19 protein-coding genes are annotated in these 21,137 nt (G+C 64.5%); 8 read left to right on the top strand and 11 right to left on the bottom strand.

Annotated elements, in window-relative coordinates:
- The first annotated feature begins 1 nt into the window (after position 1).
- Positions 2-904, top strand: coding sequence for a c-type cytochrome (locus tag CR152_RS10045; RefSeq protein WP_099874793.1), 903 nt, complete (start codon positions 2-4; stop codon positions 902-904).
- An 8-nt stretch (positions 905-912) separates the two neighbouring features.
- Here the strand turns inward: CR152_RS10045 and CR152_RS10040 are convergent, their stop codons facing one another.
- Positions 913-1,803 carry a beta/gamma crystallin family protein gene (locus tag CR152_RS10040; protein WP_099874792.1) on the bottom strand — a complete coding sequence of 297 codons (891 nt, stop codon included), beginning with the start codon at positions 1,801-1,803 and terminating at the stop codon, positions 913-915.
- A 169-nt stretch (positions 1,804-1,972) separates the two neighbouring features.
- On the opposite strand from CR152_RS10040, the gene CR152_RS10035 reads away from it, so the two are divergent.
- Both CR152_RS10035 and CR152_RS10030 read left to right on the top strand, forming a co-directional pair.
- Positions 1,973-3,358 carry an MATE family efflux transporter gene (locus tag CR152_RS10035; RefSeq protein ID WP_099874791.1) on the top strand — a complete coding sequence of 462 codons (1,386 nt, stop codon included), beginning with the start codon at positions 1,973-1,975 and terminating at the stop codon, positions 3,356-3,358.
- 85 nt (positions 3,359-3,443) lie between these two features.
- Positions 3,444-5,660: a S9 family peptidase gene (locus CR152_RS10030; protein ID WP_099874790.1), complete on the top strand. Its 2,217-nt coding sequence runs from the start codon at positions 3,444-3,446 to the stop codon at positions 5,658-5,660.
- Between the two features lie 70 nt (positions 5,661-5,730).
- Here the strand turns inward: CR152_RS10030 and CR152_RS10025 are convergent, their stop codons facing one another.
- The 5 genes from CR152_RS10025 to CR152_RS10005 all read right to left on the bottom strand — a co-directional run bounded on the left by CR152_RS10025 (position 5,731) and on the right by CR152_RS10005 (position 11,856).
- Complete coding sequence (locus CR152_RS10025) at positions 5,731-5,910, bottom strand: CsbD family protein (protein WP_099874789.1); 180 nt, start codon at positions 5,908-5,910, stop codon at positions 5,731-5,733.
- A 334-nt stretch (positions 5,911-6,244) separates the two neighbouring features.
- On the bottom strand, positions 6,245-6,427 hold the full coding sequence (locus CR152_RS10020; RefSeq protein ID WP_099874788.1) for a CsbD family protein: 183 nt from the start codon (positions 6,425-6,427) through the stop codon (positions 6,245-6,247).
- A 95-nt stretch (positions 6,428-6,522) separates the two neighbouring features.
- Positions 6,523-7,146: a class I SAM-dependent methyltransferase gene (locus CR152_RS10015; RefSeq protein ID WP_099874787.1), complete on the bottom strand. Its 624-nt coding sequence runs from the start codon at positions 7,144-7,146 to the stop codon at positions 6,523-6,525.
- Positions 7,147-7,159: 13 nt separating this feature from the next.
- Complete coding sequence (locus tag CR152_RS10010; RefSeq protein ID WP_099874786.1) at positions 7,160-9,208, bottom strand: M13 family metallopeptidase; 2,049 nt, start codon at positions 9,206-9,208, stop codon at positions 7,160-7,162.
- A gap of 20 nt (positions 9,209-9,228) precedes the next feature.
- Positions 9,229-11,856: a M1 family metallopeptidase gene (locus CR152_RS10005; RefSeq protein WP_099874785.1), complete on the bottom strand. Its 2,628-nt coding sequence runs from the start codon at positions 11,854-11,856 to the stop codon at positions 9,229-9,231.
- Between the two features lie 211 nt (positions 11,857-12,067).
- On the opposite strand from CR152_RS10005, the gene CR152_RS10000 reads away from it, so the two are divergent.
- Together CR152_RS10000 and CR152_RS09995 are read left to right on the top strand one after the other, a co-directional pair.
- On the top strand, positions 12,068-12,895 hold the full coding sequence (locus CR152_RS10000; RefSeq protein WP_099874784.1) for an HDOD domain-containing protein: 828 nt from the start codon (positions 12,068-12,070) through the stop codon (positions 12,893-12,895).
- Between the two features lie 113 nt (positions 12,896-13,008).
- Positions 13,009-13,287: a flagellar protein FliT gene (locus CR152_RS09995; protein WP_099874783.1), complete on the top strand. Its 279-nt coding sequence runs from the start codon at positions 13,009-13,011 to the stop codon at positions 13,285-13,287.
- A 157-nt stretch (positions 13,288-13,444) separates the two neighbouring features.
- On the opposite strand, the gene CR152_RS09990 is transcribed toward CR152_RS09995, so the two are convergent.
- Together CR152_RS09990 and CR152_RS33800 are read right to left on the bottom strand one after the other, a co-directional pair.
- Positions 13,445-14,665 carry an aspartate aminotransferase type Ic gene (locus CR152_RS09990; RefSeq protein WP_099874782.1) on the bottom strand — a complete coding sequence of 407 codons (1,221 nt, stop codon included), beginning with the start codon at positions 14,663-14,665 and terminating at the stop codon, positions 13,445-13,447.
- A 359-nt stretch (positions 14,666-15,024) separates the two neighbouring features.
- Positions 15,025-16,098 (bottom strand): type IV pilus assembly protein FimV, encoded by a 1,074-nt coding sequence (locus CR152_RS33800; RefSeq protein WP_157778415.1) that lies wholly within the window; start codon positions 16,096-16,098, stop codon positions 15,025-15,027.
- 117 nt (positions 16,099-16,215) lie between these two features.
- Here CR152_RS33800 and fumC point away from each other — a divergent pair, with 117 nt between their 5' ends.
- The 3 genes from fumC (at position 16,216) to CR152_RS09960 (ending at position 18,383) form a co-directional block, all read left to right on the top strand.
- The gene (fumC, locus tag CR152_RS09970; protein WP_099874779.1) at positions 16,216-17,607 is read left to right on the top strand and encodes a class II fumarate hydratase; all 1,392 of its coding nucleotides are present in this window, start codon (positions 16,216-16,218) and stop codon (positions 17,605-17,607) included.
- 98 nt (positions 17,608-17,705) lie between these two features.
- On the top strand, positions 17,706-17,939 hold the full coding sequence (locus CR152_RS09965; protein WP_099874778.1) for an RNA-binding S4 domain-containing protein: 234 nt from the start codon (positions 17,706-17,708) through the stop codon (positions 17,937-17,939).
- 159 nt (positions 17,940-18,098) lie between these two features.
- Positions 18,099-18,383, top strand: coding sequence for a DUF883 family protein (locus CR152_RS09960; protein WP_099882157.1), 285 nt, complete (start codon positions 18,099-18,101; stop codon positions 18,381-18,383).
- A 98-nt stretch (positions 18,384-18,481) separates the two neighbouring features.
- On the opposite strand, the gene CR152_RS09955 is transcribed toward CR152_RS09960, so the two are convergent.
- The 3 genes from CR152_RS09955 to CR152_RS09945 all read right to left on the bottom strand — a co-directional run bounded on the left by CR152_RS09955 (position 18,482) and on the right by CR152_RS09945 (position 21,099).
- A complete protein-coding gene (locus CR152_RS09955) occupies positions 18,482-19,003 on the bottom strand; it encodes a hypothetical protein (protein WP_099874777.1) in 522 nt (173 codons plus the stop codon).
- 129 nt (positions 19,004-19,132) lie between these two features.
- Positions 19,133-20,797 carry an MNIO family bufferin maturase gene (bufB, locus tag CR152_RS09950; protein WP_267876232.1) on the bottom strand — a complete coding sequence of 555 codons (1,665 nt, stop codon included), beginning with the start codon at positions 20,795-20,797 and terminating at the stop codon, positions 19,133-19,135.
- A gap of 23 nt (positions 20,798-20,820) precedes the next feature.
- Complete coding sequence (locus CR152_RS09945) at positions 20,821-21,099, bottom strand: BufA1 family periplasmic bufferin-type metallophore (RefSeq protein ID WP_099874775.1); 279 nt, start codon at positions 21,097-21,099, stop codon at positions 20,821-20,823.
- Positions 21,100-21,137: the final 38 nt, after the last annotated feature.

Here is a 21,137-nt window from a genome sequence, read left to right as displayed (position 1 = left end):
CATGAACGGGTGGGTGAAAGGGATCGGCCTGGCCATGCTGGCGCTGGGGTTGGCGGCTCTTGTGACGGTGCTCGCAGGCCTCTGGCTCGGCGAGCGCAAGATGGCGCGCAAGATCGCGGTGCACGTGGCCGACATTACCCTGCCCGAGGACGCGGCCAGCATCGCACACGGACGCTACCTGTTCAACACGCGCGGCTGCGCCACCTGTCACGGGCGCGATGGCAGCGGCGCCGCCGTCATCGATTACGGAACGACACGCATCGTCTCGCCCAACATCACGGCCGGCGCCAACAGCGCCATCACGCGCTACCGCACGCCCGACTGGGTACGCACCCTGCGCCATGGCGTCAAGCCCGATGGCCGGCCGCTGCTGATCATGCCGAGCGAAGACTACAGCCTGCTCAGCGACGCCGACATGGGCGCCATCATCGCCTACGCGCGCCAGCTGGCGCCCGTGTCCGGGCAGGCGGCCGACGTGCGCCTGCCGGTGGTGGTGAAGGTCATGTACGCCTTCGGCGCGGTGCGCGACGCCGCCGAAACCATCGACCATGCGGCACCGCCAGCGCCGGCGGCCGTGCCGGCCGTGACCATCGAACACGGGGCCTACGTCGCGTACAGCTGCATCGGCTGCCATGGCGAGAATCTGACGGGCGGGCGCATTCCCGGCACGCCGTCAACCTGGCCGGCGCCGGCCAACCTGACGCCGGGCTATGACAGCGCCATGACGCGCTACCGCACGCCCGACAGTTTCATCACGATGCTGCGCAGCGGGCGCCGGCCCGACGGCAGCGCCATCAGTCCTGTAATGCCGTTCGCGGCGCTGGGCGAAATGAACGAAGTCGACATGCGCGCCCTGCATGCTTACCTTCAAAGCCTGCCGCCGCGCGCCGGCGGACAGCGCTGAGCGCGTCCTTAACGGACCCGGCGCACCGATGAAATCAGGTTCCCCATCGGTCCCAGACGCTCGTAACGGCCCGGGCCGAAAGTCACGCAGCGGCCGCCGAAATCGGCGTGCTTGCAGAACTCCCACTCGCCCTGATGCACGATAAGTGCGTCGGCGCGGTCGTTGAATCCGAAGTCGGTGAGGTCGCGCGTGTCTTCGCGCAGCACCAGGCGCTCGCCGGAAAAGCCGCTTGACGAAAACAGCTCCACATCGCCATCGCGCTGCCCGCCCCCTGCCCCTCCCCCGCCCTCGGCATCGACCATGCGCGCCGACGACACGTGCCCGCGCAATCCGCGTCCCAGGTCCTCGTAACGGCCCGGCGCGAAGATGCGGCAGGTGCCGCGGTAGCCGGCGTCGCTGCACAACTGCCAGGTGCCTTCCATGACCTGGGCGCTGCGCGCGCTGTCGTTGAAATCGATCTCGGCGAAATCGTCGGCATCGCGCCGCAGGCGCTTGGCGTCCCCTTCCAGGCCACGCTCGGCGAACAGCGAGATCATGCCGCGCCGGCCGCCATGATGGCGCCCGCCGCCATGCCCGCGCTCCGGCATGATTTCGCGCACCGATGAAATGCGGTCGTTGAAGCGCTCCAGCGTCGGATATTCGCCCTGCTCGAAAACCACGCAGCGGCCCTCGAAGCCGACATGCTCGCACACCTCCCAGCGCCCGGAACGCACGATCATGCTCGACGCGCGGTCATTGAATCCGCTTTCGACCAGGTTGGGCGTTGTGGCGCGCAAGGTCATCTCGCGGCCGTCGAAACCATCGCGCGAGAACAGGGTCAGTTCACCGGCATTGGCGACGGCGTGCGAAAAGATGGTGGCGCCGAGCAGCAGCGCGATTTTAAAGGGAGACTTCAGCATGGGACGATCCTTGATGTGCAATGACCGATTGTGACGACCGCGCGGCCGCGGCGCCAGTGGGCAAGCGGTGAGATGTGTAACAAGTCTTTACACGCACCCCGACAAACCCGCGCCCCACCCTGCCCGCCATTAGCCGGTAAAATCCCTGTTTGCTCCTACCGTATCCATCATGTCCGCCATTCTCGCCAAGCCCACGCCCGTCCGCACCGAAGTCGCCGCCCTGTGGCGCCTGTCCTGGCCCATGCTGGTCGGGCAGCTGGCCACCGTCGGCATGGGCGTGGCCGACGTGGCGATGACGGGCCACGTCAGCGCCAGCGAACTGGCCGCCGTCTCGCTCGGCGCGTCGGTCTGGTCGATCATCCTGGTGACCGTGATGGGTACCATGATGGCGATTAACACCGTGGTCGCGCACGACATCGGCGCCGCGCAGTACGGCCGCATTCCGCACGTGGTGCGCCAGTCGCTCTGGAAAGGCGTGGGCGTGGGCCTGGTGGCCTGCCTGGTGGCCAATCTGTCGACCCTCGTGTTCGACCACATCGGCCTCACGCCCGACGTTGCCGCCAACGCCGCCATGTTCGTGCATGCGATCAGCATCGGCATGCCGGCCTTTGCCTGCTACCGCGCGCTGTACGGCTACACCACCAGCATCAACCAGACCAAGCCCGTGATGGTGATCGCCGTCCTAGGGCTGCTGTTCAACGTCTTCGTCAACTGGCTGCTGGTATTCGGGAACTGGGGCATGCCCAAGCTGGGCGGGGTCGGCTGCGCGGTCGCCACCGGCGTGTGCATGTGGCTCATGCTGGGCGCCATGCTGGCCTGGATCCGCATCGCCCCGGCCTACCGCCAGACCTACCCGTTCACGCACTGGGAAGGGCCCAACTGGCCCGAGATCGGCGCCATGCTGCGCCTTGGCCTGCCGATCGGCGTGACCTACCTGGCCGAAGTGAGCGCTTTCGGCGCGGTCAGCCTGATGATCGCCCGCTTCGGCGTGGTGCAGGTGTCCGCCAGCCAGATCGCCCTCAATTTCTCGTCGCTGGTATTCATGGTGCCGCTCAGTTTCGGCATCGGCCTCATTACCCGCGTCGGCCATGCGCTGGGCGAAGGCGACGCGGTGCGCGCGCGTTTCGTGGCCTGGGTCGGGGTTGCGATGTCGCTCGCCTTTGCGCTCATCTCGGCGGCGCTGATCGCCGTGTTCCGCTGGGAGATCGCGCGCGCCTACACATCCGATCCGGCGGTGCAGGAACTGTGCGCGCACCTGCTGCTGTTCGCGGCGCTGTTCCAGCTGTCCGACGCCACCCAGGTTGCAACGTCCAGCGCAATCCGCGGCTACAAGGTCACGCGCCAGCCGATGCAGATCCAGCTGCTCGCGTTCTGGGGTTTTGCCATGCCGGTCGGGTATGTACTGGGCCTGGCGCCGTCGTGGTTCGCCTGGTCGCCGGCGGTGCCGATGGCCGCCGCCGGCTTCTGGATCGGGCTCGTACTGGGCCTGACCGTGGCCGCGGTGCTGCTGACGTGGTCTTTACACCACCTGTCGCGCACGCGCGCAAAGGCGTGACGCGGGTCGCCGGCGAGGGGTGCCCACGGGTGCGGAACTCTGGTATCGTCCTGAGTTCTCCACATCCACCTCACCCGAGACATCCATGCGATTTCTTCTCTGCTTTCTCGCCGCATTGTCCAGCGTTCCCGCATCCGCCGAACGCCTGACACTGGACCGTATCCACGCCGACCCGGCGCTGGCGGGGCCTAGCGTGCGCAACCTGCGCATGTCGCCCGACGGCGCCCGTGTCACCTACCTGCGCGGCCGCCAGGACAACCAGTTCCAGCTCGATCTGTGGGAATTCCACATGAAGGACAAGACCTCGAAGCGCCTGGTCGACTCCAAACTGCTGGTTCCGAACGAGACCCTCTCGCCCGAAGAACAGGCCCGCCGCGAGCGCGCGCGCACCGCCAGCCTGACCGGCATCCTCAATTACAGCTGGTCGCCGGACGGCAAACAACTGCTGGTACCGATCGCCGGCGACCTGTATCTGATCGATGCGGCCAAGCCGCAGGCGGCGCGCAAGGTCGCCTCGGGCAATGTGGCCGATCCGAAGATTTCACCCAAGGGCCGCTACGTCTCTTTTGTCCGCAAGCAGAACCTGTACGTGATCGACCTGGTCTCGGGGCTTGAGAAGCAGCTCACCACCGACGGCGCGGGCACCATCTTCAACGGCGAAGCCGAATTCGTGGCGCAGGAAGAAATGGGCCAGCGCACCGGCTACTACTGGGCGCCCGACGATTCGGCCATCGCCTACAAGCGCTACGACGAGTCGCCGGTGCCGGTCGTGCGCCGCTTCGAGATTTTCGCCGACCGCACCGACGTCGTCGAGCAGCGCTACCCGGCAGCGGGCGACGCCAACGTGCTGGTCGACCTGATGATCGTCTCGCCCACCACCGGCGCGCAGCGCAAGGTCGACCTGGGTCCGAACCGCGACATCTACCTGGTGCGCGCCGACTGGAGCGCCAACAGCAAACAGCTGGTGTACCAGCTGCAGTCGCGCGACCAGAAGCGCCTCGACCTGATTTCGGTCGATGCCGCCACCCTGGCGCAGCGCACCCTGCTCACCGAAACCTCGACAACCTGGGTCAGCATCCATGACGACCTGCGCTTCCTGTCCAAGCGCAATGCCTTCCTGTGGGCGTCCGAGCGCAGCGGACGCAATCACCTGTACCTGTACGACCTCGATGGCAAACTGCTGCATCCCGTGTCCAGCGGCGAATGGGGCATCGACAACGTGCTGGCGGTCGACGAAAAAGCGGGCCGCGTGTACGTATCGTCGAACCGCGACGCGGTGATCGACAAGCAGACCTACGCGCTGGCGCTCGACGGCAGCGGCGCCGACAAGCCGCTGCGCATCACCAAGGGCGACGGCTGGCACGAAGCGGCGTTCTCGCGCAACGGCGAAGTGTTCGTCGACACCTTCTCCGACCCATCGACCCCGCCGCAGATTTCGATCCGACGTCCGGACGGTTCGATGGTCGGCTGGCTGGAAAAGAACGAGCTCAATGCGGAGCACCCGTACGCCAAGTACAAGGCCGACCACCTGGCTACCGAGTACGGCACCATCAAGGCCAACGATGGCCAGACCTTGCACTACTCGCTGATCAAGCCGTCGGACTTCAGCGCCGCGAAAAAGTATCCGGTGTACCTGTCGACCTATGGCGGGCCGCACGCGCAGCACGTCTCGCGCAAATGGGGCAACTACTTCGACCAGTACATGGCGCAGCAGGGCTTCGTGGTATTTCGCCTCGATAACCGCGGCTCGTACCGGCGCGAGCGCGCGTTCACCGACGCGATCCACAATGGCCTGGGCAAGCACGAAGTCGAAGACCAGCTGACCGGCATCGACTGGCTGGGCAAGCAGAGTTTCGTGGACGCCAAGCGCATCGGCGTGTTCGGCTGGAGCTATGGTGGCTACATGACCTTGCGCCTGCTGGCGGCGGCATCAAGCAAGATTGCGATGGGCGTCTCGGTCGCGCCGGTGACCGACTGGGCGCTGTACGACACCCACTACACCGAGCGTTATGTGGGCGGCACGCCGAAGGGCCAGCCGGACGCGTACAAGACCAGCGGCGTGTTCGCGCACCTGGACGGGCTCAAGTCGCCGCTGCTGCTGGTGCACGGCATGGCCGACGATAACGTCCTGTTCACCAACACCACGCGCCTGATCGATGGCCTGGTGAATCGCAACGTGCGTTTCGACCTGATGACCTACCCGGGCGCCAAGCACGGGATCTCATCGCGGCCGGGGCAGCGCCACGTGTACGGCACCATCGAAGCGTTCTTCAAAAAGAACCTGGCCGACGCGCCGAAGTAATCGGCGCAAAGCGACCGACCAAAAAAAACAGCCGCGAAGTTCGCGGCTGTTTTCATATGGAGCGGACCAATTAGTTGGTCGCATCCTTGATAGCTTCTTTGAGGTCGCCGATTTTTTCCTGGGTTTTGCCTTCGAGCTGGTTTTCCAGACCCTTAGCTTGCTGTTCGGTGCTACCGACCAGTTTGCCAGCTTCTTCCTGAATTTTGCCGCCGATGTCTTGCAGTTTGCCGTTGACTTGATCTTTGTTCATGGTAAGGCTCCTTTAGTGCACAAAGCCAGGGTGGCGATGTAGTGAAGCCATCTTACTGCTGAGCTCAGAATTGATCAGTTCGCTCCCGCACATAAGCCAAATTATTTCCTAACCGGGGTCAGAGCTCTGACTAGCAACAAAAAAGGTTCGATTCGGATGTCTGACCCCGGTTAGGAAAGTTTTTTCGGCTCGGATGTCGCCATGGGCGCAATTTATTTCTTGTCTTCACAGAACAATCGAACTGGGCCGGTAAACGGAACCGGGGTCAGAGCTCTGATTAGAAAGATTTCTAATTAGAGCTCTGACCCCGGTTGTGGGGCGCGTCTGAGCTGGATCAGCGGTTTCCTTGATCCTTGAGCACTTCCTTGGCGTCGCCGAATTTTTCCTGGACTTTGCCTTCTACCTGCTTTGATAAACCTTTAGCTTGCTGCTCGCTGCTGCCGACAACTTTGCCGACTTCTTCCTGGATCTTGCCGCCGATGTCTTTCGCTTTGCCTTTTACTTGGTCCTCGTTCATTTTCGGTACCTCATATGGTGAGTGAAACTGCGGGCGCACCGGAATGTGCGACCGGTTCAGAATAGTTCAATCCGAAGAATTGTTCCGTTCGCTAACTAACCGTACGGCTTGCGCCAAACACTCGCCAGCCAGGGCTGCTGTTCGCGCGGCAAGCCGTCGGGACGATAGTAATGATGCAGCGGAGAAAAGTTAGCGGCGATCATGTATTCCTGCCAGGTATCGAAGTCGTAGTAGCTGCCGTAGCGCGGTCCGTTCCAGCCTTCCTGGTTGTTGCCGCGCGGGTTGGAACTGAACAGCACGCCGCCCGGCTTCAGCGCCGCGTACAGCTTGTCCAGCACCTCGGGCAGCGCGCGGCTGGGCACGTGGAACAGCACGGCGTTGGCATAGATGCCGTCGAACAGGCCAGCCGGCAGGTCGAGGTGCACGAAGTCCTGATGCCACACGTCGCAGCCGCTGTAGGCCCGCGCCATGGCCGCGAATTCGCCCGAACCATCCAGGCCAATGGCGCGGTGGCCAAGGGCGCTGAAGGTCTTGAGGTCGCGCCCCGGGCCGCAGCCCAGGTCGAGCAAGGTGTACGGCGCCTCGCCGTCGATGGCGTCGAGCAGCGCCGCGATGTTCTGGCTGACATCATGGTCCACCGTGCCGCGGAAGAACTGTTCGGCGGTGCTGTCGTAGTGAGCCAGGGTGCGGCGCGTGATGTCGTCGATATCCTGGCTCATCGCACGTCCTTTCTTACCATACCTTGACGCGTTCGGCCGGCGCCAGGTACAGGGCCTGGCCCGGCTTGACGTCGAACGCCTTGTACCACGGCTCGAGATTGCGCACGATGGCGGTGCGGTATTCAGCCGGCGCGTGGCCGTCGGTCAGTATGCGCTGGCGCGCAGCCGCTTCGCGCACCTTGGTCTGCCACGCACGCGCGTAGCCGAGGAAGAACTGCTTGTCGGCGTCGGCCGGCGCGGCCTGGCCCAGCGAGGCTTTGTAGGCATCGTAGGATGCCGCGACGCCGGCCAGGTCGGCCAGGTTTTCGCTCAGCGTCAGCTGGCCGTTGACGGCCAGGTCGGGGAACGGCTTGTAGGCGCTGAACTGCGCCACCAGCTTGCCGGCGGCGCCTTTGAAGTGGGCCATGTCTTCCTTGGTCCACCAGTCGCGCAGGCGTCCCTGGGCGTCGAACTGCGCGCCCTGGTCGTCGAAGCTGTGGCTGATCTCGTGGCCGATGATGGAGCCGATGGCGCCGTAGTTTTCGCCATCGGACGCCTTGGGATCGAAGAACGGCGGCTGCAAAATCGCGGCCGGGAAGTTCATGGCGTTTTGCAGCGGCAGATTGACCGCGTTGACCAATTGCGGCGGCATCGCCCAGGCGGTGCGGTCGACCTTTTGCTTCAGACGCGCGATCTCCTGCGCGTAGTGGAACTGTTCGGCGCGCACGGCGTTACCGAGAGCGTCGCCCGGCACGACCTTCAGGCCCGCGTACGAGCGCCAGCGGTCCGGATAGGCCACGCCGACGTACATGGTCTTGAGCTTTTCCTGCGCCTGGGCGCGGGTGGCCGGGGCCATCCAGTCCAGCTGGTCGATGCGCTTGCTGAAGGCGGCGATGATGTTGCTGACCATTTTCTGCACGCGCGCCTTGTTCTCGGCCGGGAAGTGGCGTTCCACGTACATGCGGCCGACCGCTTCGTCGAGCGCGCCGTTGGTGGCGGCCAGCGCGCGCTTCCAGCGCGGCGACTGCTGCGGGGTGCCGCTCATGGCTTTTCCGGAAAACTCGAAGCGCTGGTCGGCAAAGGCCTTCGGCAAGGCCGGGGCGAAGTGGTTCACCTGGTGGAAGGCGAGGAAGTCTTTCCAGGTCGCGATATCGGTACTGTCGACCAGCGCGGCGGCGCCCTTCATCGCACCCGGATGCCAGACGATGAAGTTGTGCGCGCCCGTCAGGCCGGCGCTCTTGAAGAACGCAGCCCAGTCCATGCCGGGCGCGTTGGCGGCGAAGTCCTTGAGGGTCCAGCTGTTGTTCGCTTTCAGGACGTCGGCCGAGTCCTCGCGGCTGGCGTGCGACTGGGCGATCTTCATCTCGAGATCGAATACCTTGGCCGCGCGCGCGTCGGCATCAGGGTAACCGGCCAGCTTGAGCATGGCGCCGATGTGCTGCTTGTATTTGGTGCGCAGGTCGGCCATGCGCGGGCTGTCGGTCAGGTAGTAGGCGCGGTCCGGCATGCCCAGGCCGCCCTGCAGCAGGTAGGGCGTGTTGCGGGTCGGGTCGTTCAGGCCCTGGGCGACCCACAGGCCGAACAGGTTCTCGGTGAAGAAGTTGGTGGCGTTGAGCGGATCGACGTCGGCCCGCAGCGAGGCGCCCAGCGCGCGCACCAGCTGCGCCTTGTCCTTGATGGCGTCGATCTTCGCCAGCAGCGGCTTGAGCGGCGCCGTGCCTTTCGCTTCGATGGCCGCTTCGTCCATGAAGGTGCTGTAGAAATCGGCGACCTTGCGCGCTTCGCCCTTGGCCTTCTTGTCGGCCGCGACTTCGTCGATCAGCTTGACGATGCGCGCGTTGCTGGTTTCGGCCATGGCGGCAAAGGCGCCCCAGCTGCTGCGGTCCGCCGGGATCTCGGTTTTGGCGAGCCAGTCGCCGTTGGCGTAGGCGAAAAAGTCGTCGCCGGGCAGCACGGGGGTGGTAATGGCCTTGGCGGCGGGGGCGGCGTCCTGGCCGGCGCCATGGGCCGGGGCAAAGGCCAGCGAGGCGCCGCACAGGGCGAGGCTGAGGGCGGTCTTGATCGGGGTCCAGTTGGTTTTCATGTCGTTCCTTGATGCTGTGTTTATTTGAACGCCGCGCGCACTTGCGGCAGCAAACGGGTTTTCTGGGCGGCGCGGGTGCGGATGCCATTGGCGACGCGTTGCGCTTCGACCTGGGCATCGGGGCCGAAGTTCTGCTTCACGTAGGCTTCCATCATGTCCGCGTGGGCCGGATTGGAGGAGGACGATACCACGCTCGGGAAAAAGCGGTTCTGGCCAACCGATTCCTGGTCCTTCATCAATGCGTCGCGGTTGGCGGTGGCGAACGCCCACGCCAGCTCGACGTGTTCGCCGCGCGCCACCGCCGGTACCAGGGTGGAGGTCAGCTGCGCCGGCAGTTCGGGCGAGAGCGCCATTTTCAAGGTGCGCTGGGCCAGCGCCGGGTCGCGCGCCAGCGCCATGGAGCGCGCGTAGCGGTTGCGTTCTTCGTCGCTCTGGGCTTGCACCGCGCGGCTGGCCAGGGCCTCGTAGGTGGCGGCGTCGCCATAGCGGCCGGCCACGCGCATGACGAACTCGATCATCGATGGCGACACGCTGGCTGGGTCGAGCAGGAAGCGCGCGAAGCGGGCGCGCCCTTCGGCGATCACGGCCGGGTCGCCGATCTTGGCCAGCGTGCTGGCCAGCAGGGCGCGCAGCTGGCGCTCTTCGGTCGATTCGCCGGGCTTGTCGTCCCAGCCGAGGCGCGCGAACCTGGGAGCGGCCAGGCTGGTTATATAGCGCCGCACCAGCGCGCGTTCCGGTTCGCCTTGGGCCAGGGTGTCGAGCGTGCTCAGATTGCCGAGAATGGCGTCCCATACCGCCAGCCGCGGTTCGTCGGCGTAGGCCGAGACCAGTTTGACGTAGCTATCAAGCTGCATGCGGTCGGCCTGCACCAGGCTCCAGGTGTCGCCCAGCAGTTTGAGTCGGGTGGTGTCGGGCAGCTTGGCGGCCTGCCCTGCCAGCGCGTCGAATCCGGCCTTGTCGTACTGGACACGGAAGTAGCCGACGCTGGCCGGGTCGATCACCAGCGTGCCGTCGCACGAGGCTTGCATTACCGTGCTGCTGGCGCCCGAGAGCAAGGCGTAACTGGCCTTGCCGTTGACGGTGCCCACTTGCACCGGTACGTTCCACAGGCGTTTTTCAAGGGCCGGTTCGTCGAGGCGGAACTGTTCCTGCGACAGCGTCACGCGGCGCTTGCCGTTTTCGCAGCTTTGTTCGACCTTCAGCAGCGGGAAGCCGGGCTGGGTGGTCCAGTCGGAGGCCAGCTTTTCGACCGGCTTGCCGGAGGCCTTTTCGAGCGCGGCCCAGAGGTCGGCGGTGGTGGTGTTGCCATACTGGTGCTTGGCCATGTAGGCGCGGATGCCTTTGCGGAAGGGCTCTTCGCCCAGGTAGGCCTCCAGCATGCGCAGGAAGGCCTGGCCCTTGGCGTAGGTGATCGCATCGAAGGCGTCGGCGGCCTGCGCTTCGGTCAGCACCGGGGTCTGGATCGGGTGCGTGGTCTTGCGCGCGTCCAGGTTCATGACGCTTTCGCGGTCGGCCAGGGCGCCCAGCTGCACCCGCCACTCGGGATGGAAATGGTCGGTGGCCTTGGTCGCCATCCAGGAGGCGAAGCCTTCGTTGAGCCACAGGTTGTCCCACCAGCCCATGGTCACCAGGTTGCCGAACCACTGGTGCGCCACTTCGTGGGCGTTGATGCCGAACGAGTTCTGGCGCACATGGTCGGGACTTTTCTTGGGGTCGACCAGCAGGGCCGATTCGTTGTAGACGATGGCGCCCCAGTTTTCCATGGCGCCGTTAAAGCCGCCGGGGATGGCGATCTGGTCCAGCTTGGGCAGCGGGTAGGGCTGGCCGAAGTACTTGTTGTAGTAGCGCAGCAAGTCCTTGGTGGCGGCCAGCGCGTAGGCGGCCGACTCCTGCTTGCCTTCGGTGGTGACGATGCCGATCTCCACGCCATCCTGCCTGGCGCTGATCCGTTCCAGTTCGCCCGCCACCAGCACCACCAGGTAGCTCGACATCTTGGGCGTGACGCCGAAGTGAAAGCGCTGCAGGCCGCCGTCGAGCTTTTCCTGGCGTTCGAGCGGGGTGTTGGAGTAGGCCTTGAAGCTGGCCGGCAGGTCGACGGTGAGCTTGAAGGCGGCGCGGAAAGCCGGTTCGTCCCAGGTCGGCAGCATGCGGCGCGTGTCGGTCGGCTCCATGTTGGTGGCGATCATGGTGCGCGCCGCGCTGCCGGCCTTGTACTTCATGTGGAACATGCCGCGCGCTTCGCGGTTGATCACGCCGTGGAACTTGAGGGCCAGGTTGTAGCGGCCAGGTTCGAGCGGCTGCGCCAGCGCGAAGCTGAGCGTTTCCTGTTCCTTGTCGATCTTGGGCGTCAGTTTCAGGGAGCCGATGTTCTTGCCCGACAGGCTGGCCGCGTCGATCTCGAGGTCGACGGCGTTGAGCATGATGAGGGAGGTGGTTTTAAGCACTTCGATTTCCACCGTCTCGGAACCGAGGAAGGTATTGGCGGCCAGGTCGGGGATCAGGTGGGCGGCATACTGCACCGGCACGATATCCTTCGGCAGCTTGCCCGGCGTGGTGGCGAACGCGTACGGGGCTTCGGCATGGGCGGCAAAGGCGGTACAGGCGAGCGCGATGGCGGCGGCCAGACGTCGGGCTTTCAATAATGTCATGTCTTTTCTCTCTTCGTGGCGGCGCCAGGACCGGCGCGACTTCCCAGCCTGCACTCTAATCGAGCGCAGTGCGAAACGTACACCAAATGCGACAAACTGCACAATAGGCGGCCAGAGTGCGTAAAACGGGAACCGTGGCGCTCCAGTAGCGCTGCCCAATGTTTCTCTATATAGTCTGGCTGCCGCGAGCCCGCATCAACCAGGAGACACCATGACTCTCGAGACCCTGCTGCAAAATCCGAACGCCCTGCCCTCCGCGCCCAAAGTGGTGGCAGAACTGATCAGCAGCTTCGACGACCCGGATGTGGCGGTCGAAGAGATCGCGCGCAAGCTCTCGCTCGACCCGGTGCTGAGCGCCAAGCTGCTGCGGCTGGCCAACTCGGCCTACTATCACGTCTCGCGCCGGATCGGCAATGTGGGCGACGCGGTGCGCATGCTCGGTTTTGTGACGGTGCGGACCCTGGTGATCAGTTCCGGCCTGGTGGGCAGCTTCAAGACCGTGCCGGGCCTCGACCTGAAGCGCTTCTGGCGCTACAGCCTGCACACGGCGGTGGCGGCCAAGTGGATCGCCAAGCAGATCGGCGCCAATACCGACCTGGCGTTCACGATCGGGATGATGCACGGGATCGGGCAACTGGTGATGCATGCGGGCGTGGCGGAGCAGGCGCGGGAGCTCGACCAGACGGTCGGGCCGTATGAGAATGGCCGCATCGCGGCCGAAAAAGCGCTGTTCGGCTACGATTTCAGCGAAGTGGGGGCGGAACTGGCGGTACGCTGGAAGTTCCCCGACCTGTTTCACCAGACCTTGCGCCACTTTGGCGATCCGACGCCGGAGTCGCCTTCCTACCGGATGGCGGCGGTGATTCACCTGGCCGTGCTGCGCGCGCGCTACGAGGAGCGCCAGCCGAACGATGAGGAACTGGCTGCCTGTTTCACGGCGGCGCTGGCCACCGGCCTGGGCGTGGCGCCGGATGCGTTGTTTGCCGGGATTCCGCCGCTGGGCGAGCTCAGTGGCGGGCTGGAAGAGCTTATCAATTAAGTAAGCTAAAAATATTTTCAGATTTTTTTGAAAAAGGGCTAAAGTTCCGCGCAATCCCGACGTTATGGAAGGACACGCGGTAATCTTTATAAATTTTTTGGCCAGGTGAGCGCATGACCTCCAACGAAGTTCTCTCGATGTACGAAAATATTGCTGGTCTGACTGGCAAGATGGCGGTTGCGGCAAAAGCAGGCGACTGGAACGGCCTGGCGCACCTGGAAACGCAGTGCGCGCAGCAGGCGTCGGCGACCAAGACCGGCGTGCCGGCACTCGATGGCGCTCCGCGCATGCGCAAGATCGATTTGCTCAAGCAGATCATGGCCAATGACCGCGCCGTGCGCGAGATTACCGAGCCGTGGCAGTTGTCGGATGTGATGTGCGCGACGCACTGAACTGGTAAAGATGTGAATGAAAGCGCCTGAGGGCGCTTTTTTTATTCGTCGTTTGACGCCGCCCTGCCCTGCCTCCCGTCATTCCCGCCACTACCTCCGTCGTTCCCGCCTGCGCGGGAACGACGAGGGCGGCGACACGGGAACGGCGGGAGGTTACTCAACCAGCCACAGCCACCTTCAACGCCAGCGCAATCCCCTCGGCCGCCTGGGTAATCTCCAGCAACGACGGAAAACTCGGCGCAATCCGGATATGGCTGTCCTCGGGATCGACCCCGTACGGATACGCAGCGCCAGCCGGCGTGAGCGTAATCCCTGCTTCCTTCGCCAGCGCGATCGTCTTCTTCGCCGCACCCGGCGGCGTCACCAGATCGATGAAATACCCGCCCTTCGGCACCGTCCACGACACCCCCGCCACATCGCCCAGCTGCGCGCTGAACTGCGCCAGCACCGCGTCGAACTTGGGCTTGAGCAGCGCCGCGTGGCGCGTCATCAGCGCCTCAACGGTGGCCACATCCTTGAGCAGGCGCACATGGCGCAGCTGGTTGATCTTGTCCGGGCCGATGCTGCGGATGCCCGCGTGGCGCGTCCACCAGGCGATATTGGCCGGCGACGATGCAAGCGCGGCAATACCCGACCCAGCCCAGCTCACCTTCGAGGTCGATGCGAACACGATCGCCCGGTCCGGATTGCCGGCGCTGGCGCATTCGGCGATGATCTCGGCAATCCGCACGTTCTCGTCCGTCAGATGATGAAAGCGATAGGCGTCGTCCCACATCAGGCGGAAGTCCGGCGCGGCCGTCTTCATGGCGGCCAGGCGGCGCACCACCTCATCCGAATACACCGTGCCGGACGGGTTGCTGTACTTGGGCACGCACCACATGCCCTTGATGCTGGCGTCGGTCGCCACGAGCTGCTCGACGATGTCCATGTCCGGTCCGTCGTCGTTGAGCGGCACGTTGATCATCTTGATGCCGCGCGCTTCGCAGATCGAGAAATGACGGTCGTAGCCGGGCACCGGGCACAGAAACACCGGTTGCTGACCAACCCAGGGCTGTCCGCCCGGCACGCCGTTCAACAGTGCGTAGACGATCACGTCGTGCATCAGCGACAGGCTGGCACTGCTGTCGACCACCACCTGGGCAGCCGGCAGGCCGAGCAAGCCGCCGAACAGCGCGCGCGCTTCGGGCAGGCCGACGCCGAGGCCGTAATTGCGGGCGTCGGTGCCGTCGGCCGCACTAAAGCCCGGCAAGGCGTCAAGCAGGTCGTTGGAGAGGTCGAGTTGTTCGGGCGCCGGTTTGCCGCGGGACATGTCGAGTTTGAGTCCGCGCTGGCGGAACAGGTCGTATTGCGCTTGTGCTGAATGTGTTGCCGTCGTCATGAGCTTGCCTTCGGTGATGGGATCACCGAAGAGTATAGCCCGAAGGCAAAACGATCACAGGGGGAGGAAAGAATTCTGGAGAGCGATCACCAGGTATCTCCTGGTGTCGCCTCGTGCCGGTTGCATCCGGCGTCCGCAAGCGCATCGTTGGCTGGCGGACCGCTTCCGGGGACAGGCGTTTCTTCAACGATTATCTGCTTGCCGCGCCACGCTATCGTTGGTGGCTGCGCCAGATCCTGGGCCCGTTTGTGCAGTCCCGCAGGACCACGGAAATCAGTATAGCGCAGTTTTTCAACTTGTGTAGACGACTTCGTCCGTGTGCGGGTCTTTTTTACAACATTTTGCTATATGCAACGAAATCAGCCGGCGTCGGGCTCCACGTGTGCCACCGGCGCAGCTGCCTTGGGCTTGCGTTTGAAGCGTGCCGCCAGCCTAGCGAACATGCCCGTTTTGGGCACGGCCGGGGCCTCGGCAACCTCGGCGGGAAGGGCCGCCTTGCGCTTGCGTCGACGCAGCAGGAACCAGACGGCCAGCCCGATCACGAGCAGCGCGCCGGCTGCGGCAGCGCCGATCAGCATCCAGGGCAAGCCCTCCCCTTTCTTGGCGGCTTCGGCATTCTTTTTGGCCAGGGCGGCACGCGAGATGACGGGCGGCGGCGTGCTGGCCGCTTCGGTGTGACTGCTTGCCGCCGCGCTCTTGTTTTCGATGGCCAATTGCAGCAGCTTGACCTTTTCCTCCAGTTCAACAATCTGGGCGGTCAGTATGCCATTCTTGTGGTCGAGCGCAGCGCAGAGCTTGATTTGCTCATCGCTGAACTGCTGGGGACAGGATGCCGGCGCCGATGGCAGCTGCAATACGCGCACCGGGCGCGGCGCTGCCGGGGCGATGACAGCCGGAGCGGCACGCGCCGTTCGCGCTGGCGCGGGCGCGGATACCGATGCCGGCGCTGGAACTGGAACTGGAACTGGAACTGGAATGGGAACGGGAGCGGGCGGCGGTGGCGGTGGCGGGGCCGGCTGCGGATCCTGGCTCAGCCACAAGGTGGCCGCGCGCACTTCGCGCTTGCCGCCTTCGGCAAGCGTGAGAAACAGGTGGACGTAGTCGCCCTCGACCGGATTGACCGAGGTGATGTGCAGAAATTGGCGGCCGTCGCGCCGCATCACCGACAGGGTCAGGTTCGACAGCACCGGATGCATGCGCACATTGGCGCCGCGCCACACATTCGGATCGGCCAGCCGTACCTGTACGCTGGAGCCAGGCTCGGCCAGCGCGGTCAGTTCGATGTCGGCCACCAGCGGCTGCCCGATATACGAGCGCACCTGGACCTCGCCCAGCTCGGCCGCGTGAGCGCAGGAGAGCGCGCCGGCCAGGAGCAAGGCGAGGATAGCGGTAATGCCGGACCGGACCAGCCGGACGATTCCAGAATGGTGCATATATGGTAATGTTGCTCAGCTAATGACGGCGGACCCAGTGAAATCTGTAGCCCTGCCGTAATTAACGTACGCCGCGATAAACTCTTTAACCCCAGTCTCAAATAAACAGGTAGCTAAATGGAAACAAGAATCGAGAAAGACAGTTTTGGCCCGATCGCGGTACCGGCAGAGCGCTTGTGGGGCGCGCAGACGCAGCGCTCGCTGGAGCACTTCGCGATCTCGACCGAGCGCATGGCGCCCGAGCTGGTGGCCGCGCTGGCCCAGGTCAAGCGCGCCGCCGCCGCCGTCAACCGCTCGCTCGGCCTGCTGCCCGCGGATAAGGCCGACGCCATCGTCAAGGCGGCCGACGAAGTCCTCGACGGGCGCCATCCGGACGAATTTCCGCTGGTGGTGTGGCAGACCGGTTCCGGCACGCAAAGCAATATGAACATGAACGAGGTGCTGGCCAACCGCGCGTCCGAGCTGGTGGGCGGCGCGCGCGGCGAAGGCCGCCTGCTGCACCCGAACGACCATGTGAACATGGGCCAGTCGTCGAACGATATCTTTCCGACCGCAATGCACGTGGCGGCGGCCCAGGCTGTGGTGCAGTCGCTGCTGCCGGCCCTGGCGCGCCTGCGCGGCACGCTGGAAATCAAGGCGCGCGACTTCGCCGACATCGTCAAGATCGGCCGCACCCACCTGCAGGATGCCACGCCGCTGACCCTGGGACAGGAATTCTCCGGCTACGTGGCCCAGCTGGAATACTCGGAACATGCGATCAAGTCCACCCTGCCCGGCCTGCTGCAACTGGCCGCCGGCGGTACCGCGGTCGGCACGGGCCTGAATACCCACCCGGATTTCGCGGGGCGCATCGCGGCCGAAATCGGCTCGCGCACCAGCATCAGCTTTAAAACCGCGCCCAACAAGTTTGCCGCCCTGGCCGGTCACGACGCGCTGGTGGGCACCCACGGCGCCCTGAAAACCCTGGCCACGGCGTTGATGAAAATCGCCAACGACGTGCGCTGGATGGCGTCCGGCCCGCGCTCGGGCCTGGGCGAAATCAGCATTCCCGAAAACGAGCCGGGCAGCTCGATCATGCCGGGCAAGGTCAATCCGACCCAGTGCGAGGCGCTGACCATGCTGTGCTGCCAGGTATTCGGCAATGATGTCGCCATTACCATGGGCGGTGCCTCGGGCAACTTCGAGCTGAACGTGTTCAAGCCGATGATCATCCATAACTTCCTGCAAAGTGCCCGCCTGCTGGCCGACGGCATGCGCTCCTTCAACGAGCACTGCGCGCACGGGATCGAGCCGAACCGCGAACGTATCGGCGAACTGATGGAGCGCTCGCTGATGCTGGTGACGGCGCTGGCGCCGCACATCGGCTACGACCGCGCGGCCCAGATCGCCAAGAAGGCGCAGCACGAAGGCACCACCTTGAAACAGGCGGCGCTGGCGCTCGGTTTTGTTACGGAACAACAGTTCCAGGATTGGATCGTCCCGCTCGACATGACCCGGCCTGGACTGTGATGGCGGCGCGGCGCGGCCGACGCCGACCTTGACGTTGACGCGCCGCGCCGATGCCGCCACACTGCGGTTCTTACATTATTTTTTAGGACGAGCGGTAAATGCAGAAAGTCTCTTTTGACCTGACAGGCGAGTTCGTCGAACTGAACCAGTTACTGAAACTGACGGGCCTGTGCGACAGCGGCGGCGCGGGCAAGAACCTGGTCGCCACGGGCGTGGTATCGGTCGACGGCAAGAAGGAATTGCGCAAGACGGCCAAGATCCGCGATGGCCAGGTGGTCGGCATCGGCGATGTGCGCATCAGCGTGCGCAGCGGTGGCACGGACGGCGCCTGATTGCGCCAGCGCAGAACAATCCCCTTGTAATCGGGCAATATTAGAAATATGCTGAGCAGAGACAAGCCGCGCCGCGGCCCTTCTTGCGGCGCGACAAACACGAAAACTCTTGCTTTGTTTATATTCTAAGACGTGATTAACCGATTCAAGGTGGCCACCATGGATAACCCTGAAGAAAACCAGCAAACCCAAGAACGACTGATCGGCGACCTGCGTCTCGTGATCGAAAATGCGGAGGAATTGCTGAAGAACACGGATCAGTACACCAGCGTGTTATACCGCAGTGCCAGGGCCAAGCTGGCGCTGGCACTGAACGCGGCCACCGAAGAACTAGCCAGGTTCGAGGATGAGCAGCTCGGGCGCATGATCGAAGCGACCCGCGCCGCCAACGTGGAAAACGCCGATCTGTCCGGCGAAGCGCGCATCATGCGCGCGTTTCATTAACCAACCCAGCGGCGTCATTCGCGGACGCCGCTGGTACCGCCCGCCGATGCGCGTCCTGCGCGCGGCTACAAATACGCCGTCGCCCACCCGTCGAACAATCAGGCGCAGGCTATATTCGACGCGCGTTCCCGCTCCCATGCTTCTTGCCAGGTAATGGCGCCCGGCTGGTCGAACCAGCCGTGCAGATATTCCGCAATCTCAGCCGCTTGCGGAGCCGGCGAGCTTGCCAGGAATGCCAGGGTCTGCTCCAGCCCGGCACCGACAAAATACTCGGCGCCCATCGAACTTCCCACATCCATATTGATGTACTTGGCCTCCCATAGCGGCAGGGTATCGCGCACATCGCCGACACGGTAGAGCAGGAAGGCGCACTGGTAGATGCCTTCGTAGTAATTCATGTCGTCCTGCACGATCTCTTCCGATATCCAGGTGCGGAACTTCACTTCTTCCGCCAGCATCTGGGTCAGCAGGACGTGGTAGGGTGCCGCCGGCTCATTGACCAGGCGCTTGTAGATCGCCCGCCGCGCTTCCGGGGATAGCAGCACGGTTCCTACCGCGGTGGTAATGGTATTGCCATTGCTCAGGTATTCGTCGATTGCTTGATCAGCGCTCATGGACATGAATAAAATCGATATAAAGGATGATTATAGCTTGAGTAAAACGCAACGCTTCTGGCGTGCGCGCGGACGCGGGAAAAATTCGCATTGTTCCGCACAGTGGCGAACGGGCTGCGCCCGGTGGCGGTTCGCTCAGCCGGGCGGCGCCAGCAGGATGCCCAGCGCCAGCCACTGCGCCAGATGCGCCCCGATATCGAATTGCTCGTCGAGGGCGAACGCGGCATCGAGCGCCTCCCCCATCGTATATCCGCCGGCCAGGGCGGCCAGGGCGCCGGCATGCGCTGGGCTCAGCGCCACCAGTTCCGTCTTCCAGCGCGGGCGCGCCACCAGAGCTGCACTCGGGCAATCCATGGCTGAAGGAAAGTCGACGCCGCTGTCCGGCTGATGCGCCTGCCACAGCGGCACTACCGCCCAGCGCGACGCGATCAGACTGCAGGCGGGATGGAGCGCGTAGCGCGCGTTCTCGAAGGCCTCGGACGTGAGGACGGCGAGCGCGTCGGCGCCGATGGGGTCGGCATCAGGCGCGTAATGGGCACGGTGCAAGGCCCATTCCAGGCGCGCCATGTCGGGCAGGTAAGGATAATCGGCAATGTGGGGAAAACCGTCGAGGAAACGCGCGAAGCCGGCGCCGAAGCGGTTCAGGTCGGCATCAAGCGAGGGGTGGGCCATGCCGTAAGCTCGCGTCAGGCCGCCGAAAAATTCCTCGCCGACCAGCTGGCGCAGCACGGGACAGGCCGCCGACAAGGTCTTGTTCCAGGTAACGGTCAGGTTGCCGCGGTACAGGCCGAAGCGGTGCGTGTTGGCGTCGCCCTTCAATTGCGCCAGCGCGGCGCCCTCCCCGGCATGGTCGAACAGGGCCGCCGCGAACTGCTGCTGGGTTGCGGCCAGATAGTCCGATGCCAGCGGCTGGGCGTGCCGGCCGCGCCAGGGGTTGGCGGCGTCCGGCAGCGGATACACGCTGGCAATTTGCTGGGCACGGCGCGCCTCGCCCAGAAGCACGTCGAGCGCGGGCACGTCGGTATCCCATTCGATCAGGGTCGGCAAGCGTCCGAAGCGCGCCAGCGCCGCCTGGTACAGCGCCCACACCGGCTCGGCCACCACGTCGCCATGATGGTCGATCACGGCTTGCGGCGTCACCAGATGGCCGGCCAGGTGGATTTCGCCCACGCTGCCGGGCGCGATGGCCGCGATCGCCGCCAGTGCGTCCTCGCCGTGGTTGCACTGATTGACGTAGAGATTGTTCACATCGAGCAGCAGCGCGCAGCCGGTGCGGCTGGCCAGCTCGGCCATGAATTCGGCCTCGCTCATCGCATCGTCGCGAAACCGCACGTAAGTGGAGACATTTTCCAGCAAAATGCGGCGTTGCAGCCGGTCCTGCACTTGCTCCACCCGCTGGCACAGCAGGTCGAGCGCAGCCCGGCTGAGCGGCATGGGCAAGAGGTCGTTGAGCTGGCGGTCGGCGATGGCGCCCCAGCACAGGTGTTCGGACACGAGCATGGGCTCGACCCGCTCGACCAGGGCGCACACGCGTTCCAGATGGGAAGATGAAAAGCCGCGCGCCGAGCCCAGTCCGAGACCGACGCCATGCAGGCTGATGGGATAATCGCGGCGCAGTTCCTGCAGCACATGCCAGTCCCAGCCCGCGCGGTCGAGAAAATTTTCGGTATGAACCTCAAGCCAGCCGACCGCGGGCCGCTGCTCGAGAAACTGGCGGTAATGCGGGGCGCGCAAGCCGACACCGGCGCCCGGCGAGGCGGGACCGGCTGGAAGATCGACCGGTAAAGCCCCGCCCGTCACAGCTTACTTGCCCTTGCTTGCCCTTACTTGCCGGTCAGCTTGCCGCCGGCTTTTTCGCAAGTGCCCTTGGCCACGTATTTCCACTCTTCCGGCGCCTTGTCGACGGTCGACTGGCCCGAGCACGAATGCGAGCCGTTGGCGCTGGCGCAATCGTTCTGGCCGGCCTTGGCGATGCCGTAGCACTTCTCTTTCTCGGCCTTGTCGACCTTGGCCATCGATCCGGGTTCGTGCGCGGCCGCGCCGGAGGATACCGCGTACATGCCGGCGAGGGCGGCTGCGATCAGGGCTTGACGTTTGTTCATCGTGAATCTCCTTGAGAATATGGAAGTGAAACCGGAAT

The organism is Massilia violaceinigra (genome assembly GCF_002752675.1).
Taxonomy (GTDB): Bacteria; Pseudomonadota; Gammaproteobacteria; order Burkholderiales; family Burkholderiaceae_D; genus Telluria_A; species Telluria_A violaceinigra.
This window is presented reverse-complemented; position numbering and strand designations above follow the sequence as displayed.

Excerpts from the sequence above, each read along its gene's own strand:
- CR152_RS09995 (WP_099874783.1), top strand. The coding sequence starts at position 13,009 with ATGACCTCCAACGAAGTTCTCTCGATGTACGAAAATATTGCTGGTCTG.
- CR152_RS10005 (WP_099874785.1), bottom strand. The coding sequence starts at position 11,856 with ATGACATTATTGAAAGCCCGACGTCTGGCCGCCGCCATCGCGCTCGCC.
- CR152_RS09960 (WP_099882157.1), top strand. The coding sequence starts at position 18,099 with ATGGATAACCCTGAAGAAAACCAGCAAACCCAAGAACGACTGATCGGC.
- CR152_RS10030 (WP_099874790.1), top strand. The coding sequence starts at position 3,444 with ATGCGATTTCTTCTCTGCTTTCTCGCCGCATTGTCCAGCGTTCCCGCA.
- CR152_RS10015 (WP_099874787.1), bottom strand. The coding sequence starts at position 7,146 with ATGAGCCAGGATATCGACGACATCACGCGCCGCACCCTGGCTCACTAC.
- CR152_RS09990 (WP_099874782.1), bottom strand. The coding sequence starts at position 14,665 with ATGACGACGGCAACACATTCAGCACAAGCGCAATACGACCTGTTCCGC.
- CR152_RS10000 (WP_099874784.1), top strand. The coding sequence starts at position 12,068 with ATGACTCTCGAGACCCTGCTGCAAAATCCGAACGCCCTGCCCTCCGCG.
- CR152_RS10035 (WP_099874791.1), top strand. The coding sequence starts at position 1,973 with ATGTCCGCCATTCTCGCCAAGCCCACGCCCGTCCGCACCGAAGTCGCC.
- CR152_RS33800 (WP_157778415.1), bottom strand. The coding sequence starts at position 16,098 with ATGCACCATTCTGGAATCGTCCGGCTGGTCCGGTCCGGCATTACCGCT.
- CR152_RS10020 (WP_099874788.1), bottom strand. The coding sequence starts at position 6,427 with ATGAACGAGGACCAAGTAAAAGGCAAAGCGAAAGACATCGGCGGCAAG.
- CR152_RS10045 (WP_099874793.1), top strand. The coding sequence starts at position 2 with ATGAACGGGTGGGTGAAAGGGATCGGCCTGGCCATGCTGGCGCTGGGG.
- fumC (WP_099874779.1), top strand. The coding sequence starts at position 16,216 with ATGGAAACAAGAATCGAGAAAGACAGTTTTGGCCCGATCGCGGTACCG.
- CR152_RS10025 (WP_099874789.1), bottom strand. The coding sequence starts at position 5,910 with ATGAACAAAGATCAAGTCAACGGCAAACTGCAAGACATCGGCGGCAAA.
- CR152_RS10040 (WP_099874792.1), bottom strand. The coding sequence starts at position 1,803 with ATGCTGAAGTCTCCCTTTAAAATCGCGCTGCTGCTCGGCGCCACCATC.
- CR152_RS09945 (WP_099874775.1), bottom strand. The coding sequence starts at position 21,099 with ATGAACAAACGTCAAGCCCTGATCGCAGCCGCCCTCGCCGGCATGTAC.
- CR152_RS10010 (WP_099874786.1), bottom strand. The coding sequence starts at position 9,208 with ATGAAAACCAACTGGACCCCGATCAAGACCGCCCTCAGCCTCGCCCTG.
- CR152_RS09965 (WP_099874778.1), top strand. The coding sequence starts at position 17,706 with ATGCAGAAAGTCTCTTTTGACCTGACAGGCGAGTTCGTCGAACTGAAC.
- CR152_RS09955 (WP_099874777.1), bottom strand. The coding sequence starts at position 19,003 with ATGTCCATGAGCGCTGATCAAGCAATCGACGAATACCTGAGCAATGGC.